This window comes from Marisediminicola antarctica (assembly GCF_009930795.1).
In the GTDB taxonomy this organism is placed as follows: Bacteria; Actinomycetota; Actinomycetes; order Actinomycetales; family Microbacteriaceae; genus Marisediminicola; species Marisediminicola antarctica.
On record NZ_CP017146.1, the window covers coordinates 2,282,172 to 2,303,945 of the forward strand.

General features: G+C 66.1%; 23 protein-coding genes. 13 read left to right on the forward strand and 10 right to left on the reverse strand.

Features of this window, described 5'->3' with window-relative positions; all coding sequences use genetic code 11:
* Positions 1-246 precede the first annotated feature (246 nt).
* Positions 247-1,167, forward strand: coding sequence for a heme o synthase (locus tag BHD05_RS10725; RefSeq protein WP_161887489.1), 921 nt, complete (start codon positions 247-249; stop codon positions 1,165-1,167).
* A 32-nt stretch (positions 1,168-1,199) separates the two neighbouring features.
* Here BHD05_RS10725 and BHD05_RS10730 read toward each other — a convergent pair whose 3' ends face one another.
* Positions 1,200-2,144 (reverse strand): COX15/CtaA family protein, encoded by a 945-nt coding sequence (locus BHD05_RS10730; RefSeq protein ID WP_472791977.1) that lies wholly within the window; start codon positions 2,142-2,144, stop codon positions 1,200-1,202.
* Positions 2,145-2,492: 348 nt separating this feature from the next.
* On the opposite strand from BHD05_RS10730, the gene sufB reads away from it, so the two are divergent.
* The 6 genes from sufB to BHD05_RS10760 all read left to right on the forward strand — a co-directional run bounded on the left by sufB (position 2,493) and on the right by BHD05_RS10760 (position 8,339).
* A complete protein-coding gene (gene sufB, locus BHD05_RS10735; RefSeq protein WP_161886421.1) occupies positions 2,493-3,911 on the forward strand; it encodes a Fe-S cluster assembly protein SufB in 1,419 nt (472 codons plus the stop codon).
* Entirely contained in the window at positions 3,912-5,138 is a 1,227-nt protein-coding gene (gene sufD / locus BHD05_RS10740; protein WP_161886422.1) for a Fe-S cluster assembly protein SufD, read from the forward strand.
* On the forward strand, positions 5,138-5,464 hold the full coding sequence (locus BHD05_RS10745) for a non-heme iron oxygenase ferredoxin subunit (RefSeq protein ID WP_161886423.1): 327 nt from the start codon (positions 5,138-5,140) through the stop codon (positions 5,462-5,464). The genes sufD and BHD05_RS10745 overlap by 1 nt, the downstream gene beginning before the upstream one ends.
* A gap of 21 nt (positions 5,465-5,485) precedes the next feature.
* Positions 5,486-6,250: a Fe-S cluster assembly ATPase SufC gene (sufC, locus tag BHD05_RS10750; protein WP_161886424.1), complete on the forward strand. Its 765-nt coding sequence runs from the start codon at positions 5,486-5,488 to the stop codon at positions 6,248-6,250.
* Positions 6,251-6,254: 4 nt separating this feature from the next.
* Positions 6,255-6,584 carry a metal-sulfur cluster assembly factor gene (locus BHD05_RS10755; protein ID WP_161886425.1) on the forward strand — a complete coding sequence of 110 codons (330 nt, stop codon included), beginning with the start codon at positions 6,255-6,257 and terminating at the stop codon, positions 6,582-6,584.
* Positions 6,585-6,740: 156 nt separating this feature from the next.
* Positions 6,741-8,339 (forward strand): ABC-F family ATP-binding cassette domain-containing protein, encoded by a 1,599-nt coding sequence (locus BHD05_RS10760; protein WP_161886426.1) that lies wholly within the window; start codon positions 6,741-6,743, stop codon positions 8,337-8,339.
* A gap of 4 nt (positions 8,340-8,343) precedes the next feature.
* On the opposite strand, the gene BHD05_RS10765 is transcribed toward BHD05_RS10760, so the two are convergent.
* Genes BHD05_RS10765 through BHD05_RS10775 form a run of 3 tightly spaced genes read right to left on the reverse strand, consistent with a single transcriptional unit; the run spans position 8,344 to position 9,742 of the window.
* Complete coding sequence (locus tag BHD05_RS10765) at positions 8,344-9,198, reverse strand: SURF1 family cytochrome oxidase biogenesis protein (protein WP_161886427.1); 855 nt, start codon at positions 9,196-9,198, stop codon at positions 8,344-8,346.
* Complete coding sequence (locus BHD05_RS10770; RefSeq protein ID WP_161886428.1) at positions 9,195-9,443, reverse strand: hypothetical protein; 249 nt, start codon at positions 9,441-9,443, stop codon at positions 9,195-9,197. Before BHD05_RS10770 ends, BHD05_RS10765 begins: the two co-directional genes overlap by 4 nt.
* Positions 9,440-9,742: a DUF3099 domain-containing protein gene (locus BHD05_RS10775; RefSeq protein ID WP_161886429.1), complete on the reverse strand. Its 303-nt coding sequence runs from the start codon at positions 9,740-9,742 to the stop codon at positions 9,440-9,442. The genes BHD05_RS10770 and BHD05_RS10775 overlap by 4 nt, the downstream gene beginning before the upstream one ends.
* Before the next feature lie 115 nt (positions 9,743-9,857).
* Here BHD05_RS10775 and fabG point away from each other — a divergent pair, with 115 nt between their 5' ends.
* Positions 9,858-10,568 carry a 3-oxoacyl-ACP reductase FabG gene (fabG, locus tag BHD05_RS10780; protein WP_161886430.1) on the forward strand — a complete coding sequence of 237 codons (711 nt, stop codon included), beginning with the start codon at positions 9,858-9,860 and terminating at the stop codon, positions 10,566-10,568.
* A 6-nt stretch (positions 10,569-10,574) separates the two neighbouring features.
* Here fabG and serB read toward each other — a convergent pair whose 3' ends face one another.
* Positions 10,575-11,216, reverse strand: a complete 642-nt coding sequence (serB, locus tag BHD05_RS10785; RefSeq protein ID WP_161886431.1) for a phosphoserine phosphatase SerB — start codon at positions 11,214-11,216, stop codon at positions 10,575-10,577.
* Positions 11,217-11,261: 45 nt separating this feature from the next.
* Positions 11,262-12,503, reverse strand: coding sequence for a glucose-1-phosphate adenylyltransferase (locus tag BHD05_RS10790; protein ID WP_161886432.1), 1,242 nt, complete (start codon positions 12,501-12,503; stop codon positions 11,262-11,264).
* 47 nt (positions 12,504-12,550) lie between these two features.
* Between BHD05_RS10790 and glgA the strand changes: the two genes are divergently transcribed.
* The 3 genes from glgA to BHD05_RS10805 all read left to right on the forward strand — a co-directional run bounded on the left by glgA (position 12,551) and on the right by BHD05_RS10805 (position 14,915).
* Positions 12,551-13,732, forward strand: coding sequence for a glycogen synthase (gene glgA, locus BHD05_RS10795; RefSeq protein WP_161886433.1), 1,182 nt, complete (start codon positions 12,551-12,553; stop codon positions 13,730-13,732).
* Between the two features lie 50 nt (positions 13,733-13,782).
* On the forward strand, positions 13,783-14,565 hold the full coding sequence (locus tag BHD05_RS10800) for an ABC transporter ATP-binding protein (RefSeq protein ID WP_161886434.1): 783 nt from the start codon (positions 13,783-13,785) through the stop codon (positions 14,563-14,565).
* A gap of 98 nt (positions 14,566-14,663) precedes the next feature.
* Positions 14,664-14,915: a type B 50S ribosomal protein L31 gene (locus BHD05_RS10805; RefSeq protein ID WP_161886435.1), complete on the forward strand. Its 252-nt coding sequence runs from the start codon at positions 14,664-14,666 to the stop codon at positions 14,913-14,915.
* A gap of 737 nt (positions 14,916-15,652) precedes the next feature.
* On the opposite strand, the gene BHD05_RS10810 is transcribed toward BHD05_RS10805, so the two are convergent.
* Together BHD05_RS10810 and treS are read right to left on the reverse strand one after the other, a co-directional pair.
* Positions 15,653-16,336 carry a 3'-5' exonuclease gene (locus tag BHD05_RS10810; protein WP_161886436.1) on the reverse strand — a complete coding sequence of 228 codons (684 nt, stop codon included), beginning with the start codon at positions 16,334-16,336 and terminating at the stop codon, positions 15,653-15,655.
* Between the two features lie 9 nt (positions 16,337-16,345).
* Positions 16,346-18,070 (reverse strand): maltose alpha-D-glucosyltransferase, encoded by a 1,725-nt coding sequence (treS, locus tag BHD05_RS10815; RefSeq protein ID WP_161886437.1) that lies wholly within the window; start codon positions 18,068-18,070, stop codon positions 16,346-16,348.
* Positions 18,071-18,169: 99 nt separating this feature from the next.
* On the opposite strand from treS, the gene BHD05_RS10820 reads away from it, so the two are divergent.
* Together BHD05_RS10820 and BHD05_RS10825 are read left to right on the forward strand one after the other, a co-directional pair.
* On the forward strand, positions 18,170-19,069 hold the full coding sequence (locus BHD05_RS10820; protein WP_161886438.1) for an alpha/beta fold hydrolase: 900 nt from the start codon (positions 18,170-18,172) through the stop codon (positions 19,067-19,069).
* A complete protein-coding gene (locus tag BHD05_RS10825; RefSeq protein WP_161886439.1) occupies positions 19,066-20,190 on the forward strand; it encodes a glycosyltransferase family 4 protein in 1,125 nt (374 codons plus the stop codon). Before BHD05_RS10820 ends, BHD05_RS10825 begins: the two co-directional genes overlap by 4 nt.
* A gap of 24 nt (positions 20,191-20,214) precedes the next feature.
* Here BHD05_RS10825 and BHD05_RS10830 read toward each other — a convergent pair whose 3' ends face one another.
* The gene (locus BHD05_RS10830) at positions 20,215-20,862 is read right to left on the reverse strand and encodes a histidine phosphatase family protein (protein WP_161886440.1); all 648 of its coding nucleotides are present in this window, start codon (positions 20,860-20,862) and stop codon (positions 20,215-20,217) included.
* Positions 20,859-21,710: a Sir2 family NAD-dependent protein deacetylase gene (locus BHD05_RS10835; RefSeq protein ID WP_161886441.1), complete on the reverse strand. Its 852-nt coding sequence runs from the start codon at positions 21,708-21,710 to the stop codon at positions 20,859-20,861. The genes BHD05_RS10830 and BHD05_RS10835 overlap by 4 nt, the downstream gene beginning before the upstream one ends.
* Between the last annotated feature and the right edge of the window lie 64 nt (positions 21,711-21,774).

A 21,774-nucleotide genomic window follows, 5' to 3' on the forward strand; every position in this document is an offset into this window, starting at 1 on the left:
GGGGCCAGGCCTGTGACCATCGCCCGCACATGAGGTGTGGCTTGCCGCTGACATCAACGGCATAACCGCGTCGAACCTCGCCACACCAGTCAATTTCGAGGCAGAGGAGGGTCGCTAACGGCTGGCAAGCATCTCCAGTATAGAGAATCGGCCTGCTGGCGCGTCTCTCTTGACCCCTCGCGTCGGGAGAGGTCCCAACTTCGATCAACTAGACTTGACTCGGTAATGAATCCGGTTAGAGGAGCAATGGACGTAACCGTCAAGGCCCGCGCAGCGCGCGAGAGGCCCGGGTTCGCTCGCAAGGCTCGCGCCTATGTCGCGCTGACGAAACCCCGAGTGATCGAGCTGCTGCTCGTGACGACCGCACCCGTGATGGTTCTGGCACAGAACGGAATCCCGAACCTGTGGTTGGTCGTCGCGACCCTCGTCGGCGGGTCGCTCAGCGCCGGCTCTGCTGGCGCGTTCAACTGCTATATCGACCGTGACATCGACCGGGTGATGGAGCGCACGAAGAATCGGCCGCTCGTCACAGGTGAGCTCACTGACCGCGAGGCCCTCGTGTTCGCGTGGCTCGTCGGCATCGCGTCGATTGTCTGGCTCGCGGTCACGACCAACTTGCTCGCCGCCGCCCTCTCGGCCGCCGCGATCTTCTTCTACGTGGTCGTGTACACCCTCTGGCTCAAGCGCCGCACGGCGCAGAACATCGTGTGGGGCGGAATCGCCGGATGCTTCCCCGTTCTGATCGGCTGGGCCGCTGTCACCGGCTCCCTCGACTGGGCGCCCGTCATTCTCTTCTTTGTGGTGTTCCTCTGGACCCCACCGCACTACTGGCCGCTGTCCATGCGCTATCGCGCCGACTACGCCTCGGTCAACGTGCCGATGCTCGCGGTCGTACGCGGGCGCACGCTCGTCGGGCTCCAGGTCGTGCTCTACGCGTGGGCCACGGTGACCTGTTCGCTGCTGCTGATCCCGGTCGCCTCCATGGGCATCCTGTACACGGTGGTCGCGGTCGCGGCGGGCGGCTGGTTCGTCATCGAGTCCCACCGCTTGTACAGCACCGCTATCCGGCACGACGAAGTCAAGCCGATGCGCGTGTTCCACAGCTCGATCTCGTACCTGACGCTCCTGTTCATCGCCGTCGGCGTCGACCCGCTTCTGCCGTTCTAGCCAGCCGCGGTCCTCGCCACCTGCCGTCTGGCTCAGACCGCAGCGCTTCCGACCGGCTGCTCGTTCGCGGGGAGCGAAACCGGCACGGCGCGGCTCCGAAGGTTGAGCATCACCGACGTCATTGCGGCAGCGAGCACGCACGCGAGCACCATGTGGATGCCGACGAGCAGTTCGGGCAGCCCCATGCGGGACTGGCTGATGCCGACGATGATCTGCGCAAACTCCACCGCAAGCAGCAGCCCGACCGCCTTGACGACCGCGGGAAGCCGCATCCGAAGCGCACCGACGAGCAGCACAATCGTGAGAGCGAGCGTGATGTAGGCCGGGTAGCTGTGCAGGTGCTGCAACAGCTCCGAGTCGAGGCCGTTGCGCGCTGACCCCTTGTCGCCGGCGTGGGGGCCGGAACCCGTCGTCAGGATCCCGACGATAATCGTCACCCCGACGAAAAATGAGGCGAGGTAGCCGGTCGTGACGTACCACCCCGGCGCCACGAACGCGGCTCCTCGGCGGCCTCGGTAGACCCGGTAGACGAGCACCGTCGCGAGCACCACGAGACCGGTCGAGAGCACGAAGTGCAGTCCGACGACGTAGGGGTCGAGATTTGTCAGTACCGTGATGCCGCCGATGACGCCCTGGAACGGGATGCCGAGACCGATGACGAGCGCGAGCCGGAACAGCTCGGGGCGCTGCTTGCGCATCCGGACGACGAACAGGAACATCGCGATCGCGATGAGGATGAGCACGAAGGTGAGCAGGCGATTGCCGAACTCGATCACACCGTGGATGCCCTGCTCGGGGGTGCTGACGAACGAGTCCGCCGTGCAGCGCGGCCAGGTCGGGCAGCCGAGCCCTGAGCCGGTGAGTCGCACCGCGCCTCCCGTGCCCACGATCAGGATCTGGGCGACGAGCGAGAGCCATGCCATCACCCGAACGCGTCGGTCGATCGTGGACGGGAGCCAGGCGGAAACCGGTGCGATGACCGTCCGCAGGCGAGAAAGCGCGCTGTTCACTCGGAGACTCCAAAATCAGTGTCGATGCTCTCATTCTAGGCAGCGCCACCTGCGAGGAAACCGGCGCGTTGTGCCAGTGCCTTCACAGGCTCAGAGCCCCGCATTCCCGAGTGTTCCCTGTAGAATGATTTAGTCCGGAAAGCACGTCTTGGGCCGGGCACGCGATGCAGTGGCCGGGCCAGAACTCGCAACCACACCTCCCACCGCGCAGCACGTACGGGGGAGCGCGTCGGGGCAGTCGCTCCGTCAAGGCAGTTCGCGGCCCGGAATACCACCCCGATCACCTCGGTTGGGAATGGTTGGAAAGAGGTAATCATGTCTGACGTACTCATCGAACGACCCGAACTCGACGGCCTTGGCACGTACGAATTCGGATGGTCTGACTCCGACGTCGCCGGCGCCTCCGCGAAACGCGGAATCTCGCCCGAAGTCGTCGCCGACATCTCGGCGCTCAAGAGCGAGCCGGAATGGATGCTCAAGAAGCGGCTCAAGGGTCTGGCGCTGTTCGGAAAGAAACCGATGCCGACATGGGGCGCCGACCTTTCTGGCATCGACTTCGACAACATCAAATACTTCGTCCGCTCCACCGAGAAGCAGGCGCAGACCTGGGAGGACCTCCCCGAAGACATCCGCAACACGTACGAGAAGCTCGGTATCCCCGAGGCGGAGCGCCAGCGCCTCGTCTCCGGGGTGGCCGCCCAGTACGAGTCGGAGGTCGTCTTCCACTCGATCAACGCGGAGCTCGAGGCGCAGGGCGTCATATTCATGGACACCGACACAGCGCTCAAAGAGCACCCGGAGTTGTTCCAGGAGTACTTCGGCACTGTCATCCCCGAGGGCGACAACAAGTTCGCCGCGCTCAACACCTCGGTCTGGTCCGGTGGCTCCTTCGTCTACGTGCCGAAGGGCGTGCACGTCGAGATCCCGCTGCAGGCCTACTTCCGCATCAACACCGAGAACATGGGCCAGTTCGAGCGCACGCTCATCATCGCGGACGAGGGCAGCTACGTTCACTACATCGAGGGCTGCACTGCACCGATCTACAAGTCGGACTCGCTGCACTCCGCCGTGGTCGAGATCATCGTGAAGAAGAACGCCCGCGTTCGATACACGACGATCCAGAACTGGTCGAACAACGTCTACAACCTCGTCACCAAGCGTGCCATCGCGCACGAGGGTGCGACGATGGAGTGGATCGACGGCAACATCGGATCCAAGGTCACGATGAAGTACCCGTCCATCTACCTCGTGGGTGAGCGCGCGAAGGGCGAGACCCTGTCGGTCGCGTTCGCCGGGCCCGGCCAGCATCAGGATGCCGGAGCCAAGATGGTTCACATGGCGCCGCACACACAGTCCTCGATCGTCTCCAAGTCGATCGCCCGCGGAGGCGGACGCACGGGATACCGCGGAGAGGTCCGCATCGCCGAGGGCGCCCACCACTCGGCGAACACGGTGCGCTGCGACGCGCTGCTCGTCGACACCATCTCACGCTCGGACACGTACCCGACCACGGATATCCGCGAGGACGACGTGCAGATGGGCCACGAGGCTACCGTCTCCCGTGTCAGCGCCGAGCAGCTCTTCTACCTGCAGAGCCGCGGCATGCCGGAGGACGAGGCCATGGCCATGATCGTGCGTGGCTTCATCGAACCGATCTCCCGCGAACTCCCAATGGAGTACGCACTCGAACTCAATAAACTCATCGAAATGGGTATGGAAGGATCCGTCGGCTAGATGTCAGCTCCTGCAAGCCCCCTCAAGATCAACGAAGGTACTCGGCAGCAGGCAGAGCTCGACCCCACGCAGACCGGCCGCGCGCCGCGCAGCGACGGCGGGTCGAGCTATGTCCCTGTGCAGACCCGTTCGGAACGCTTCAAGTCAACGAACACCTCGGATTTCCCGACCGTCACCGGCCGTGAAATCGAGTGGAAATTCAGCCCCATCGCCAAGCTGCGCCCTCTCATCGAGGGAGTGCTCGACGGCGGCGCCTGGCACTACGACACCGTGGCGACGCCCGGCGTGAGCATCGAGTGGGTCGACCGAGCGGATGCTTCGGTCGGGTCGGCCGGCGTGCCGGAGGACCGCGCATCCGCGAACGCCTGGTCGAGCTTCGAGCGCGCCCTCGCGATCACGATCGACGGGGACGAGATCGAGGATCTCGCCCTCGAGCGCTCGGGCCTCGACGGTGCTCCCCGTGCGGCGCACACGATCATCACCGCGAAGAAGCACAGCCGCGGCCACATCGTGCTGCACAACTCGGGAGCTGCCCTGCTTGCCGAGAACGTGGAGATCATCGTCGAAGACGGCGCCGACCTCACCGTGGTGAGTGTGCAGCAGTGGAACGACGACGCGATCCACCTCGCGAGCCACTTCGCCCGGGTCGGCCGTGACGCCAAGCTGCGGCACGTCTCCGTCTCGCTCGACGGCGACGTCATCCGGATCAATCCCTCGGTGCACCTCGTGAGCGAGGGCGCCGACGTCGAACTGTACGGCGCGTACTTCGCAACCACCGGCCAGCACATCGAGCAGCAGGTCTTCGTCGACCACGACGCCCCCAAGACCAAGTCACGTGTCACCTACAAGGGTGCGCTGCAGGGCAGGGGGGCGCACACCGTCTGGATCGGTGACGTGCTCATCCGCCAGTCGGCGGCGGGAACGGACAGCTACGAGCAGAACCGCAACCTGTTGCTCACCGACGGCGCCCGCGCCGATTCGATCCCGAATCTCGAGATCGAGACCGGCGACATCGCCGGAGCCGGTCACGCGAGTGCATCGGGTCGCTTCGACGACGAGCAGCTGTTCTACCTGCAGGCGCGCGGAATCAGCGAGGAGGAGGCGAGGCGACTCGTCGTCCGCGGGTTCCTCGCCGAGATCGTGCAGCGGATCGGCTCACCCGAGCTGCAGAAGCGGCTCGAATCCGCAATCGAGTCGGCACTCGTGCCGGAAGGAGCCCAGAGCTGATGGCCGCAATCAAGGTCTGCGCCGAAACCGACCTCGAGGTCGGAGCCGCAGTGCGCGTCGTGATCGACGGACTGCCGATCGCCCTCGTGCGCGACTCGGCCGGCGACATCCACGCGATCGGCGACACCTGCACCCACGGTGACATCTCGCTGTCCGAGGGTTTCGTGGAGGACGACACCCTCGAGTGCTGGGCGCACGGCTCCAAGTTCTCGCTCAACACCGGCAAGCCCATCACCCTTCCGGCCTACGAGCCGGTCCCCGTCTACGCCGTGACGATCGAGGGCGGCGAGGTCTTCATCGACCCGACCGCCGTTGTCACCGTCTAAGAGATCTGTAAGGAACCAACCATGTCTGTTCTCGAAATCCACGACCTCCATGTGAGCGTCGAAACCGAGCAGGGAAAGATCGACATCCTCAAGGGCGTCGACCTCACCGTCAACGAGGGCGAGATCCACGCGATCATGGGCCCCAACGGCTCGGGCAAGTCCACTCTCGCCTACACGATCGCCGGGCACCCGAAGTATCACGTCGAACGCGGATCGATCAAGCTCGACGGCAACGAGATGACGGACCTGCCCGTGGACGAGCGTGCCCGCGCCGGCCTTTTCCTCGCAATGCAGTACCCGGTCGAGATCCCCGGCGTCGCCGTGACCAACTTCCTGCGCACCGCCAAGACCGCGCTCGACGGTGAGGCCCCCGCGCTGCGGGGATGGACCAAGGATGTCAGGGAGGCCATGAAGAACCTCCGCATGGACTCCTCCTTCGCCCAGCGCAACGTCAACGAGGGATTCTCCGGAGGTGAGAAGAAGCGCCACGAGATCCTCCAGCTCGAGCTGCTCAAGCCCAAGTTCGCGATCCTCGACGAGACCGACTCCGGCCTCGACGTTGACGCGCTCAAGATCGTCGCCGAGGGTGTCAACCGCGCGAAGGCCGAGACGGGCCTCGGGCTGCTGCTCATCACCCACTACACCCGCATCCTCCGCTATATCCAGCCGGACTTCGTGCACGTGTTCGTCGATGGTCGCGTGGCCGAGAATGGCGGCCCGGAGCTGGCCGACCGCCTTGAGGCCGAAGGCTATGATCGATTTCTCACCGAGACTTCCGTAGGCTAGTCCAATGGCTGTCGCACTCGCACCCGCGCTCTTCGATCAGGTCGAAGAGGCGCTGAAGGATGTCATGGATCCCGAGCTCGGGATCAACATCGTCGACCTCGGCTTGATCTACGACCTCACCTGGGACGAGGAGAACAACGCCCTCATCATCAGCATGACGCTCACGTCGGCTGGATGCCCGCTCACCGACGTACTCGAGGAACAGACCGCGGAGTCCCTGGATGGCGTCGTCGAGCAATTCCGCATCAACTGGGTGTGGATGCCGCCGTGGGGCCCGGAGAAGATCACCGATGATGGGCGCGACATGATGCGCGCACTCGGCTTCTCGATCTGAGCCGCCAGCTCTGAGCAGTCACGTCGAGCCCGTCCCGCCACCGTGCGGGCGGGCTCGTCGTGTGTTCGGGCGGGATGCCGCGGCACGGCGCGTAGACTAGGGGACTCCCCCCCGCACTGTGTTGTAGAAACGCGCCCGAAGAAATGGAATTCACCTGTGCTGAGCGTGCATGATCTGGAGCTCCGAGTTGGAGCGCGCACGCTGATGCAGGGCGTCTCCTTCCGCGTCGACCGCGGCGATAAGATCGGCCTCGTCGGGCGCAACGGCGCTGGCAAGACCACCCTGACCAAGATCCTCGCGGGCGAGGGCCTGCCCACCGACGGCCGCATCGATCGCTCCGGCGAGGTCGGCTATCTCCCGCAGGACCCGCGCTCGGGCAATCCCGAGCACTTGGCCCGCACCCGCATCCTCGACGCCCGCGGCCTCGGCCAACTGCTGCTCGGCATGGAGTCCGCCGCGATCGGTATGGGCGACGGCGACTCGGCGACGAGCGAGCGGGCGATGAAGAAGTACGGCAACCTGCAGGACGAGTTCCTCGCGCTCGGCGGGTACGCCGCCGAGGCCGAGGCCGCGTCGATCGCGAGCAACCTCTCGCTGCCCGACCGCATCCTCGACCAGCCCCTCTCGACACTCTCCGGCGGCCAGCGTCGGCGGATCGAGCTCGCACGCATCCTGTTCTCCGGCGCCGACACGATGCTCCTCGACGAACCGACCAACCACCTCGACGCCGACTCAGTCGTCTGGCTGCGGGACTACCTGAAGTCGTTCCAGGGCGGCCTGATCGTGATCAGCCACGACATCGAGCTGGTGGAGGAGACCGTCAACCGCGTCTTCTACCTCGATGCCAATCGCACTGTCATCGACGTGTACAACATGAACTGGAAGAACTACCTGCGCCAGCGGGCCGCCGACGAGGAGCGCCGCAAGAAGGAACGCGTCAACGTCGAGAAGAAGGCGTCCGTGCTGCAGCTGCAGGCAGCGAAGTTCGGCGCTAAGGCCTCCAAGGCCGCCGCGGCGCACCAGATGGTGCGTCGGGCCGAGAAGATGCTCTCCGGTCTCGACGAGGTTCGCTCGGTCGACCGCGTCGCCAAACTGCGCTTCCCCGAGCCCGCGCCGTGCGGCCGAACCCCGCTCATGGCCTCCAACCTGAGCAAGAGCTATGGGTCGCTCGAGATCTTCGCCGCCGTCGACCTCGCGATCGACCGCGGCTCAAAGGTCGTCGTGCTCGGTTTCAACGGAGCGGGCAAGACCACGCTGCTCCGGATGCTCGCGGGCGTCGACAAGCCCGATACCGGGCAGATCGAGCCGGGTCACGGACTGCGGATCGGATATTACGCTCAGGAGCACGAGACGATCGACGTCAAGCGGAGCGTGCTCGAGAACATGGTCTCGTCCTCACCATCGATCACCGAGATGGAGGCCCGGCGAGTTCTCGGGTCGTTCCTCTTCACGGGGGACGACTCCCACAAGGCCGCCGGGGTGCTCTCCGGTGGCGAGAAAACTCGCCTGGCCCTTGCCATGATCGTTGTGTCGGGCGCGAACGTGCTGTTGCTCGACGAGCCGACCAACAACCTGGACCCGGCAAGCCGCGAAGAGATCCTCGACGCCCTCTCGAACTACTCGGGCGCCGTCGTGCTCGTGAGCCACGACGAGGGCGCTGTCGAGGCTCTCAACCCCGAGCGTGTGCTCATCCTGCCCGACGGCACCGAAGACTTCTGGAACAAGGACTACGCGGACCTGATCAGCCTGGCCTGACCCGCTAGCGGCGTTCGCTCGCCTCGAGCAGCGCGTCCTCAGACTCGTCGTCGGTAGGGGCACGGGCGGCGCGGCGGCGGGCGCGCTCGTCTGCGCGCTCCTTCTCCTCCGGGTCGTCCGCGTTCACGCTGCGGTACTCCTGGCGCAGGCCCCAGCCGAGCCCGATGAACGCGAGGATCGCGAACACGAACCACTGCAGCGCGTAGGACAGGTGCGGGCCCTCGTCGAGCACCGGCTTGACCGAGGGCATCGGCGCGGTCGCCGGCTCCGGGGTCTCGGTGATCACGAGCCCATAGGCCCCCGTGTAGGCGGGGCGGTCGAGGAGCTCGGCGATCTGGGGGAGGTGGATCGTGGGGATCTGGCCGGACCCGGCAATCGTCGACCGGCTCGAGAGCAGGGGCTCGCCGGCCTTGAGCCGTGCCGTGACGGACACTGGGCCGGTCGGCGCGGCGGGGATGTCGTCGGGGGCATCCTGCTCGGATCCCGTCGGCAGCCAGCCACGGTCGACGATGAACACGGTGCCGTCGGCCAGGAGCAGGGGAGTGAGCACCTCGAACCCGGGACGGCCGGCGAACGGGCGGTTGCGAACGAGAAGCTGCTCATCGGCGAGGTAGGTGCCCTCGAGCAGCACCGGGAGCCACTTCTGGCTTTCCGCGTAGGAGCCGGGAGTGTCGAGCACGTCGCCGACCGGCGTTGCGGGGCGCTCGTAGTTCGACTCGATGCGATCGATCTCGGCACGTGCCTCGGCGCGACGTTCGAACTGCCACAGGCCCAGCCCCGAGCAGGCGATCGCGAAAATGACGGCGAGCGCGAGGTACCCCGCCCACCGCTTCGAGAGGGCGAATCTCCAGCGGTTCATGACGGTTCAACCCTATCGACGCTCTCGGCGAGCGGGGTCACCCGGACCGGAAAGTCCCGGGCGTGCAGGTAGTCGTGCAGGTAGTCGCGGTGCTCATCGCACGCGAGCCACACCTTGACCCGTTCCGGGCCGTGGATGCGGGGGTTGCGCCAATTGACATTGAAGGTCGCCGCCCTGGAGCACCCCGCCCGCGAGCAGGTCGGCGCCGATCCTGCGTCGCCTCCTGCTCCCGGGAGGAAAATCACGCAGCGTCACTGGTGTCGGACGACTGTTCCCTCGGCCGCACAGGAACGATCGACCCGGGTCGCATGACGGTGCCGGCTTCCTGATGGCCGACGTTTGCAAGGATGACGGCGAAGTAGGGGAGCACGATCGCGGCGATCGCGAAGACCGCGAGCCACCAGCCCTGCACGACGAAGCACAGTGCGATGCAGACCAGGCGCACGCCCATGGCGATGAGGTACTTCGTCATGCGCGCCCTGCGATCGTCCTGGGGAGACTGGGGGAGCGCGGTGATCGATGAGATGACCTGTGGTTTAGCCATGGAACACGTTTTCTGCTGAGTGGTGGAACCAGCTACGACCCGCTAAGCCTACGTCTAGGCTTGTGGGAGTTTGCCGGGAGCGCCCCGTTTGCATGCCGATTCAGGGGAGCCACCAATGACCGTTGCCAGGACCGTTCTCGTCACCGGCGGAAACCGTGGAATCGGCTTTGCCATCGCTGAAGAATTCGTCGCGCTCGGGCACCGCGTCGCCGTGACCGCGCGGTCAGGTGACGGCCCGGCCGGCACGATGACCGTGCGAGCCGATGTCACGGATGCCACCTCGATCGACGCCGCGTTCACGAGCATCGAGGCCGAGCTCGGCCCTGTGGAGGTGGTCGTCGCCAACGCCGGCATCACGCGCGACATGCTCCTCATGAGGATGAGCGACTCCGACTTCACCGACGTCGTCGACACGAACCTCTCCGGGGCCTTTCGGGTGGTTAAGCGCGCCTCGAAGGGAATGCTCAAGGCACGGTTCGGTCGAATCGTGCTCGTGTCGAGCGTTGTGGGTCTGCTGGGCTCGGCCGGCCAGGTCAACTACTCCGCCTCGAAGAGCGGGCTCATCGGGCTTGCGCGTTCGGTCACCCGCGAGCTCGGGTCACGCGGCATCACGGCGAACGTGATCGCGCCGGGATTCATCGAGACAGACATGACCGCCGAGCTGTCCGAGACGCAGCAGGCCGACTACCTGAAGTCGATCCCCGCGGCACGGTTCGCGACCCCGCAGGAGGTCGCGCGGGTGATCACCTGGCTTGCGAGTGACGACGCCGCCTACATCTCCGGGGCCGTCATCCCTGTCGACGGCGGCCTGGGCATGGGTCACTAGCCGGGCTCAGGCCCGGCGAAGTCCGAGCAGCGGAAGCAGCTGCGCGAGGTCCCGCACGTCCATGAGGACATCGGCCTCGTCGCGCACGGGCGCCTTCGCGTCGAACCCGACCGACAGTCCGGTGATGGCCATCATCGGGAGGTCGTTCGCGCCATCGCCGACCGCCATGGTCTGGCGCAGCGGGACGCCGAAGTCATCCGCCCATTCCCGCAGAGTGTGCGCCTTCGCGTCGGCGTCGACGACGGCGCCGGACACCCCTCCGGTGAGGAGCCCACCGGCGACCTCAAGCCGGTTCGCCCGCCAGTAGTCGAGGCCGAGGCGCTCGGCAATCGGGTCGACCAACTCGTGGAACCCTCCCGAGACGACACCGACGCGCCCGCCTGCCGCGTGCACGCCGCTGATCATCTCGGGCACTCCGTCGGTCACGCGAATGAGCCCGGCGACCTCGTCGAAGACCGACACCGGGAGTCCGGCGAGCGTTGCGACCCTTGCCCGGAGGCTTTCCTCGAAGTCGAGGTCCCCGTTCATGGCGCTCATGGTGATCCGCGCGACCTCGTCGAGCGAGCCCGCCGCATCCGCGAGCAACTCGATGACCTCGTTCTCGATGAGTGTCGAGTCGACGTCGAGAACGACGAGAAATCCGGTCATGCGCTTCCCTGGTGGCTTCGGCCACAACCGGCGAGCGGGTGGCAATTAGGCGGAGACGTGAACGCCCTTGCCCACAACGGTGATCCCGGAATCGGTGACAGTGAATCCGCGAGCCCGGTCGGCATCGGCGTCAACACCAATCGTCGCGCCGGCTTCGACCACGACTTCCTTATCCAGAATAGCCCGGCGCACCACGGCGTCCGGACCGATCTTCACCCGGTCGAACACGATCGAGTCGGTGACCTTGGCTCCACCGCCGATCGTCGCCCACGGCCCGAGCACGCTGCGTTCGATGTGCGCGCCGGACAACACCGACCCCAGCGACACGATCGAGTCGATCGTCGTGCCGAGGTTGCCGCTGGAGTCGCGGACGAACTTCGCCGGCGGAGAGTTCAGCTGTTGGCTGAAGATCGGCCACGCCGTGTTGTACAGGTTGAAGACAGGGAGCGCCGAGATGAGGTCCTGGTGGGCGTCGAAGAACGACTCGATCGTGCCGACGTCGCGCCAGTAATAGCGGTCGCGATCGGTCGCGCCGGGGACCTCGTTGCGGTTGAGGTCGTAGACGGCCGCGTCGTTCTTCGACACGAACCACGGAACGATGTCGCCGCCCATGTCGTGGTCGGAGTCGGGCAGCTCACCGTCGCGGATCACGGCGTCCATGAGCACATCGGCATCGAAGATGTAGTTGCCCATCGAGGCGAGCACCTCGCCGGGGGAATCGGCAAGGCCGATCGGGTTCTTGGGCTTCTCGTGGAACGCCTTGATGCGGGTGGGGTCGTCCGGGCTGACCTCGATGACGCCGAACTGGTCGGCGAGTGCGATTGGCTGCCGGATGGCCGCGACGGTCACGCCAGCGCCGGATTCGATGTGCGCCGCGACCATCTGGCTGAAGTCCATGCGGTAGACGTGGTCGGCGCCGACCACGACGACGATGTCGGGCTTCTCGTCGCGGAGCAGGTTGAGGCTCTGCAGGATCGCGTCGGCGGATCCCGCGAACCAGCGCTTTCCGAGCCGCTGCTGGGCGGGAACGGATGCGACGTAGGAGTTCGTGAGGCCCGACAGTCGCCAGGTCTGCGATACGTGGCGGTCGAGGCTGTGTGACTTGTACTGGGTCAGCACGACGATCTGGCGAAGCCCAGAGTTGATCAGGTTCGAGAGCGCAAAGTCGATGAGGCGGTAGTTGCCGCCGAACGGCACTCCTGGCTTGGCCCGGTCCGCAGTCAGCGGCATGAGCCGCTTGCCCTCTCCGCCGGCGAGGACAATTCCAAAGATCTTCTTTGATGACATTCCTCAACAGTAGAGGCTCCCGTTCCCGCTGTACTAGCGTTCACTCCGTGAAGGTCAATCTGATAACGCGGGAGTATCCACCAGAGGTATACGGCGGCGCCGGCGTGCACGTCGCAGAGCTGGTCCGGGCGCTGCGCCCGACCCTCGACGTCACCGTGCGATGCTTCGGCGCGCCCCGCGACGAGCCGGGCGTGTTCGCCTACTCGGTGCCGGACGAGCTGAAGGACGCCAACGCGACGCTCGCGACCCTCGGGGTGGATCTGCAGATCGCGCAGGACGTCGCCGGAGCCGATCTCGTGCACTCCCACACCTGGTACGCGAACGGAGCCGGGCACCTCGCCTCGCTGCTGCACGGCATCCCGCATGTCATCACCGCCCACAGCCTCGAGCCGCTGCGGCCCTGGAAGGCAGAGCAGCTCGGCGGCGGATACCGCATCTCGAGCTGGATCGAGAAGAACGCGTTCGAGAGCGCGGATGCCGTGATCGCGGTGAGCGACGGAATGCGGCGCGACATCCTGCGCGCCTATCCCTCGCTGGATCCGGGCAAGGTCGAGACCGTCTACAACGGCATCGACCTTGCAAAGTGGAAGCCAGTCGACGACCCGGACCTGGTGCGCGCCCTCGGCATCGATCCGGACCGCCCATCGGTTGTCTTCGTCGGTCGGATCACCCGCCAGAAGGGTCTTCCCTACCTCCTGCGCGCCGCACAGCAGCTGCCCCCGGAGGTGCAGCTCGTCCTCTGCGCCGGCGCGCCCGACACCAAGGAGATCCTCGCCGAGGTCGAGGCCGGCATGGCCGAACTCGCCCGTGAGCGCTCCGGAGTGGTCTGGATCGACCGACTACTGGGCCAGCACGAGCTCTCCGCCGTGCTCAGCGTCGCGACGACCTTCGTCTGCCCCTCCGTGTACGAACCGCTTGGGATCGTCAATCTCGAGGCCATGGCCTGCGGCGCCGCCGTGGTCGGCACCGCCACCGGCGGCATCCCGGAGGTCGTCGACGATGGTGTGACGGGACGCCTCGTGCCGATCGAGCAGATGCAGGACGGCACAGGCACCCCCATCGACCCCGACCGGTTCGTGAACGACCTCGCCGCGACGCTCATCGAGGTGACGAGCGACCCCCAGACCGCGGCGAAGTATGGGGCTGCCGGTCGGATTCGTGCCGAGAAAGAGTTCGGCTGGGACAAGATCGCGCGTGAGACGCAGCGCATCTACGACTCGCTGGTCTAGTTCCCGCGGGGCTCGCCGCCGGTGCTCCCGCGGTGGCCTAGGGTTGGAGAATGGCACGTGTTCTGCAGCTTAGTGACGTCTCCGTTGTACGGGGCGGCAACACCATTCTCGATTCGGTTTCGTGGACCGTCAACGACGACGAACGCTGGGTGATCCTCGGCCCCAACGGCGCCGGCAAGACCACGCTGCTGCAGATCGCCGCGGCGATGATCCATCCGAGCGGCGGCACCGCCGTCGTGCTCGATGACACTCTCGGCAAGGCGGACCTGTTCGATCTGCGGCCGCGCATCGGCTTCGCATCCACCGCCCTCGCACGCCGCATCCCCCCGACCGAGACCGTGCTCAACGTCGTAATGACCGCCGCGTACGCCGTCACCGGTCGCTGGAACGAGAACTACGACGACATCGACACGCGCCGCGCACGCCGGGTTCTCGCCGAGTGGAAGCTTGACGTCCTCGCGGACCGCAGGTTCGGTGACCTCAGTGACGGCGAACAGAAGCGCGTGCAGATCGCCCGGTCGATCATGACCGACCCCGAGCTGCTCCTCCTCGACGAGCCTGCCGCGAGCCTCGACCTCGGAGCCAGGGAGGAGCTGCTCCAGATTCTCGGCGGCTACGCCAGTGCCCCCACGGCCCCCGCGATCATCATGGTCACCCACCACGTCGAGGAGATCCCGCTCGGCTTCAGCCACGCGCTGATCCTCGAAGCCGGGGGCATTCGCGCCGCCGGTCCGATCCATGACGTGCTCACCGCAGACAACCTCGGCGCCGCATTCGGTCTCGAGCTCGTCGTCGAGGAGCGTGACGGGCGTTTCGCTGCCCGCGCGGCCTGACGCACGGCGTGCCATCTGATAACATCGATGGTTGGGCCACTGGCCGCTGAACTTTTCGCAACACCCTGCAATCCACTTTCGAATCCCAAGGAATCGCCATGAAGTCTGACATCCACCCCACGTACTTGCCCGTCGTGTTCCGCGACCTCGCCTCAGGCGCCACCTTCCTGACTCGTTCGACGGTCGGCAGCGCGAAGACGATCGAGTGGGAAGACGGCAACACCTACCCCGTCATCGACGTGGAAATCTCGTCCGAGTCGCACCCGTTCTACACGGGCAAGCAGCGCATCATGGACTCGGCCGGCCGCGTCGAGAAGTTCAACACGCGCTACAAGGGCTTCGGCTCCTAACCACCAGCCTCCGAGAGCGACCGGCCGGACCCGTAGGGTCTCGTGTCGGTCGCTTTCGTCGTTAACTCCAGCAGCAGGCCGCCCCTCGTGCCGCAGCGCTGCACGCTCCAGCGAACTGCCCACTTGTGTCGCCTGGGCCGGCCCAGACCCAACACGTTTGGGCGACTCGCGGAATGTGGTGGTCAAGAACTCCACGAACTGCCCACCTATGTCGCCTGGGCCGGCCCAGACCCAACACGTTTGGGCGACTCGCGGAATGTGGTGGTCAAGAACTCCACGAACTGCCCACCTATGTCGCCTGGGCCGGCCCAGACCCAAAATATTTGGGCGATTCGCGGGAAAGTAGACGGGGCGTAACTCACGGCAGCGGGCAGGCCCCAGCGCAGCGGCCCGACACCCAACACGTCGTTTGGGCGACTCGCTGGGAAAGTTGCTCAAGTACGTTACGAACTGCCCACTAAGGCCGCCTCTACGGCCCCAGACCCAGCATGTTCAGGCGACTCGCGGAATGTGGTGCTCACGAACTGCACGAACTGCCCACTAAGGCCGCCTGGGCTGGCCCAGCACCAACATGTTTGGGCGACTCGCGAAAGAGTAAACGTGGCGAATCCCACATCAGCGGCCGCGTAGGGTCAGCGCGCCTCAGTGCTGCGGCCGTGCCTCAGCTTTGCGGCCGCGCCTCAGTTTTGCGGCCGCGCCTCAGTGCTGCGGCCAGGCCTCAGTGCTGCGGCCAGGCCTCAGCGCTGCGGCCAGGCCCCATCGGCGACGAAGTCCGGCATTGTGCGCCGCTTGTACGACTGGAAGCTCGCGGCCTGGTCGGCGCACCACTGCACCTGGCGCGTGTGCAGCGCTGCAATATCGTCGCCGAGCTCGACGGCGAACTTGCGGGCGATCGCCTGGGCGACTCGGCCAGCGGCCACGGCATCCGCGGTCGCGTCGTGGGCGTCCATGAGTTCGACACCGTAGACATCCGCCGCGGTCGCGAGAGTGCGCTTGCCCTTGCGGTACGTGTCCATCGCCTTGTCGAGCACGAGGGGGTCGAGGATGGGCCCCGGCATGTCGAGGGGCTCGATGCCATACCGGATGGCCTCACGGTTGAGCAGGGTCAGGTCATACGGCGCGTTGTAGATCGTGATCGGCACGCCCTGCGCGAGCAGCACGCGCAGCACCGAGACGATCTCGGCGACCACCTCGTGCGCCGGCCTGCCCTCAGCCCGTGCGCGCTCGGTGGTGATGCCGTGCACGGCGCTCGCCCCTGCCGGGATCTCGATGCCGGGGTCGGCGAGCCACGCGACGCCCTTGGGCTCGCCGAATGAATCGATAACGCCGACATAGGCCGAGACGATCCGGCTCGACTCAACGTCGATGCCGGTCGTCTCGAGGTCGAATACGCCGAGCTTGTCGTACCAGGTGTCACTCACACCGTCACTCTACGGCCGACCACCGACACCGGTCGGCGTTCCGAGGTGGAGCCAGTAGAAGCTCTGCGTCGCGAGCGTCAGATTGACCTCGCCCTCGGCCCCGACCGTCGGAAACTCCGCCCCGCCGAACAGGTCCCACGTCGCCGAGCCCTCGAAGCCGGGAACCTTGACGGTGACCGAGACGGGGTTGTGGGCGAAGCTGAACACGCACAGCACGTCCTCAGCGGAGTCACCGAATTGGGTGCCGGAGCCACCGTACGAGCGCACGAAGGCGAGAACCGACTCATGGTTTGTCTCGAGCACCGTGAGGGTGCCGAGGCCGAAGGTCGGGTGTGCCTTACGCACGTGGATTACATTTCGCACCCAGTGCAGGAGTGAGCGCGACTGGGCGAGCTGCGACTCGACGTTGGTGAGGTTGTAGTTGTACACGAGCGACTGCACGACCGGCAGAAACAGCTTGCCGGGGTCAGCGGTGGAGAAGCCGGCGTTGCGGTCCGGCGTCCACTGCATCGGCGTGCGGGAGCTGTCGCGGTCCGGCAGCCAGATGTTGTCGCCCATGCCGATTTCGTCGCCGTAGTAGAGGAACGGGCTGCCCGGCAGGGAGAAGAGCAGCGCGTGGGCGAGCTCGAGCTCAGCGCGCGAGTTGTCCAGCAGGGGAGCGAGGCGCCGGCGGATGCCGATGTTGGAGCGCATCCGCGGGTCGTACGCGTACCAGCCGTACATCGCCTGGCGATACTCCTCCGACACCATCTCGAGAGTGAGCTCGTCGTGGTTGCGCAGGAACACGCCCCAGCCAGCTCCGTCGGGAATGTCGAGGGTCTCCGACAGCACGCTGATCAGCTCGGCGGCGTTCTGCGAACGCAGCGAGTAGAAGATCCGCGGCATAACGGGGAAGTCGAAAGCCATGTGGCACTCCGGCTCCTCGTTCGTGCCGAAGAATGCGGCGACCTCGCGCGGCCACTGGTTGGCCTCGGCGATCAGGATGCGACCCGGGTAGTCCCGGTCGACCATCTCGCGCAGCTGCTTCGTGAACTCGTGCGTCGGCGGCTCACCCTCGCCGTTGCCCTCGTCGGACTCGAAGAGGTAGGGGATCGCATCGAGCCGGATGCCGTCGACGCCCAGGTCCATCCAGAAGCGGATGGTGTCGAACACTGCCTCGCGCACGGCCTCGTTCTCGAAGTTGAGGTCGGGCTGGTGGGAGAAGAAGCGGTGGAAGAAGAACTGGCGGCGGATCGGATCGAAGGTCCAGTTGGACTCCTCGGTATCGATAAAGATGATCCGGATGTTCTCGTACTTCTTGTCGGTGTCGCTCCACACGTAGTAGTCCCCGAACGGGCCATCCGGGTCGGAGCGGGACTGCTGGAACCAGTCGTGCTGGTCCGACGTGTGGTTGAGCGGGTAGTCGATGACGATGCGCATGTTGCGCTCGTGGGATTTCGTCACGAGGTCACGGAACTCGTCGAGGGTGCCGAACTCCGGCAGCACCTCTGTGAAGTCCGACACGTCGTAGCCACCGTCGCGTAACGGCGACTGGTAGAACGGCGGCAGCCAGAGCGCGTCGATGCCGAGCCACTGGAGATAGTCGAGCTTGCCGATGAGTCCGGCCAGGTCTCCGGCGCCGTCGCCGTTGCTGTCGACGAAGGAGCGAACCATCACTTCGTAAAACACAGCGCGTCGGTACCACTGGGGGTCGAGAGTCAATCCGGGCAGTTGGATGGGTGCAGTAAAGCTCACGTCTTCCTCTCGGCCGCGGGGCCGCTATTAACAATTTCGTTATAAGTGTAGAAGGCCTTTCAGGCTACGCGACGGTTTCTCGTCCCTATGCTGAGACCAATGAGCATCGAATCGCCTTTTGCATCACTTCTTGCGGCCATTCCCGTCGAGAGCGACGAGGTGACGGTACTCGGCAGCACGACCCGATTCTGGAGCTACGGTTCGCCGGATGCGCCCTTCACGATCGTCATCGCGCACGGCTACCGCGGCGAGCACCATGGGATCGAGCCGATCATCGCTCAGCTCCCCGGCATCCGCTTCGTCAGCCCCGATCTTCCGGGATTCGGCGAGTCGACGCCGCTGACCGACGTTCCACACTCGGTCGCCGGCTACGCGGCCTGGCTCACGGCCTTCGTCGACACGCTCGGGCTGACCGGCCGGGCGATTATCCTCGGGCACTCGTTCGGCACGATCGTCGGCGCGAACGCCGTCGTCGACGGTCTCACCACGCCCGCCGTGATCATGGTGAACCCGATCGCGACATCCGGCCTGAGGGGTCCGCGGAAGCTCGCAACGAAGGTCACCGTCGCCTATTACGAACTCGCCTCGAAGCTCCCGGCCAAGCTCGGCCACCGCCTGCTGAACAGCTGGTTTGTCGTTCAGTTCATGAGTTCGAGCATGACGAAGACCCGGGAGCGGTCGCTGCGCCGCTGGATCCACAACGAGCACCACACCTACTTCAGCCGGTACGCGAACCGAGACGTCGTCGTGGAGGGGTTCCGTGCTTCGATCAGCACCGACGTCAGCGCGTTCGCCGCACGGATAACGGTGCCGACCCTGCTCGTCGCCGCCGCCCGCGACGACATCACCCCGGTCGCCGCGCAGTTCGAGCTCGAGCGGATGATGCCGAACGCGACCCTTCGGGTTCTCGCCGATGTCGGGCACCTGATCCATTACGAGGTGCCAGCGCTCGCGGCCGAAGCCATCACATCGTTCCTCGACGATCTCCCGCAGCCGTGAAGGTCCTCTTCGACTGCCGGTACATCCGGCTCACCCGCCACGACGGGATCAGCCGGTACACGGCCGGACTCGTCGGGGCATTCGCCAAGTTGCATCCGGTGACGATGATGATCCACGACGAGCGCCAGCTGACCATGCTCCCCGACCTGCCGTGGGTGATGATTCCGCGGGCGCAGAGCCCGCTCGAGCCGTGGGTCGCCCTGTGGATCAACCGCTTCAAGCCCGACGTCGTATTCAGCCCGATGCAGACGGTCGGGTCGGCGCACCGGCGGTTCCGGCTCATCCTCACGCTTCACGACATGGTGTTCTACCAGACCCGCACGCCGCCGCGCGACTTCAGCCTGATGGTGCGCACGATCTGGTGGGGCTTCCACTTCACCTACCTTCCCCAGCGGATGGCGCTGAATCGCGGCGAGGCCGTCGTCACGGGTTCGAACACCTGCAAGGGCCTGATGACGGATGCGCGCCTCACCAAGCGTCCGATCACGTCGATCCGCCCGGGCGTCGACCAGCTCAGCCTCCCGCCGCGCCAGTACGACGACACCAAGACGCTCGTCTACATGGGCACGTTCATGCCGAACAAGAACGTCGAGACGCTCGTGCGCGGGATGGCATTCCTGCCCGGCTACACCCTGCACCTGCTGAGCCGCGTCTCCGACGAGGCGCGGGAACGGCTCGGCGCGCTCGCCCCGGCCGGATCCGTGGTCTTCGAGAACGGCGTGAGCGATGAGCGCTACCTCGAGTTGTTGAGGGTCTCGACCGCGATGGTGTCTGCCTGTTTCGACGAGGGGTTCGGTATCCCACTCATCGAGGCGCTCGCGGCGGGAACCCCGCTCGTCATCAGCGACATCCCGGTGTTCCGTGAGGTCGGCGGTCCGGCGGCAATCTATTTCGACCCGCACAACGCCCGGGCGTTCGCCGAGGCCGTCACGGCAGTCGACCAGCCGGACCGCTGGAATGAGCTCACCGCGCTCGCCATCGCACAGTCGGAGGTCTTCTCCTGGGGCGAGTCGGCGAGGCGACTGCTGAAGCTCATCGAGACGCTCCCGCCGCGCAACCGCAAGTGGTGGAAGCCGTGGGGGTGGCGGGCCTCGCCGCGGATCCGGCGCCGCACACGCTGACCGATCCGCCAGTACTCCGCGCCGTCAGCTCGAGCGGCCGTCTTCCCTCGCGGCGATGGCGTTCTGCAGGTCGAAGTCGGCCGTGCCGGGTTCGATCGACTCAAACTCGATCGGATCGTCGAACGCCATGAGCTCAAGCGCGCCTTCCGCGTACACGAAGCTGTGGATCGACCCGTTGGTGATCGGCACGCCCATGAACCGCGCCTGCCCGGGAGCGACCGAGTTCAGCACCGTGCGGATGACGCCGCCGTGGGAGACCACCACGAGCCGCTGCCCGAGGTGCCGTTCGGCGAGCGCGGCGAGGGCGGGCATCACGCGCGCGGCGACCTCGTGCCGGCTCTCCCTACCGGGAACCGGCACACCTGCGGGGTAGGTCGCGTCGAGCGTCTGGTAGTCCAGTCCCTCGGCGGCCCCGTACCGGCGCTCGACGATCGAGTCGAGACGCTCGGGCTCGGGCAGGCCGATCTCGGCCGCGATGATGCTCGCGGTCTCGAACGCGCGCGACAGCGGGCTCGCGACCACACCATCCCACTGGCGGGACGCGAGGAGCTGGCCGGTCCGGCGGGCCTGCGCCCTGCCCATCTCGTTGAGCGGAATGTCGGTGCTGCCTTGGATGCGCCGTGCGGCGTTCCAGTCGGTCTCGCCGTGCCGCACGAGGTACAGGTGGGTCATGAACTGAGCTGCGCCGCGAGGGCGGAAAGGTGCTGGGACGTTCCGCCGTCGATCTTCACGGTGGCGCGCAGGTCGCCCCGGGTGACGCCCCTGTTGATGATGACGATGGGAAGCTTGCGCTTGGCCGCCTGGTCGAGCAAGCGGATGCCGGAGTTCACCACGAGCGACGAGCCTGCGATGAGCAGCGCATCGGCGGCCTGCATGAGCGCGGTCGCCTCGGCGAACTTCTCGGTGGGGATGAATTCGCCGAAGAAGACGATGTCGGGCTTGAGCACTCCGCCGCACACTGTGCAGTCCGGTGTCACGAAGCCGTCGATGCTGCCGACCTCAACATCGCCGTCTGGCGCAAGCTCGCGCGCCTCTGGTTTGTCGAGCCACGGGTTCTCCCGGGCGAGGCGGATGGCGATGTCGGAGCGGGCGAACCCCTGCCCGCAGGTGAGGCAGCGCACCCTGTCCATCGTGCCGTGCAGGTCGACGACGCGCTGGGAGCCCGCCCGCAGGTGCAGACCATCGACGTTCTGCGACATGACCCCGTTCACAACCCCAGCGAGTTCGAGCTCGGCGAGCGCACGATGCCCGTCGTTGGGCTGGGCATCGTCGAACTGGCGCCAGCCGAGGTGGCTGCCCGCCCAGTACCGCTTGCGGTACTCGGGATCCTTGATGAACTGCTGGAACGTCATCGGGTTGCGGGGGAGCGCCCCGGCGCCACGGTAATCGGGGATGCCCGAGTCCGTGCTCACCCCGGCACCGGTCAGCACCGCGACGGTGCGTCCGGCGAGTACCTCGACGGCCGCCGCGAGGTCGCCCGCACCGACGGTGTCGACGTGAGCCGCATCCGGTGCCACCATCGATACTCCCTTGCAGTGCCCGTCCGGGCCAGAGGGCCAACGCGACCCCTTCAGGATAGACAAC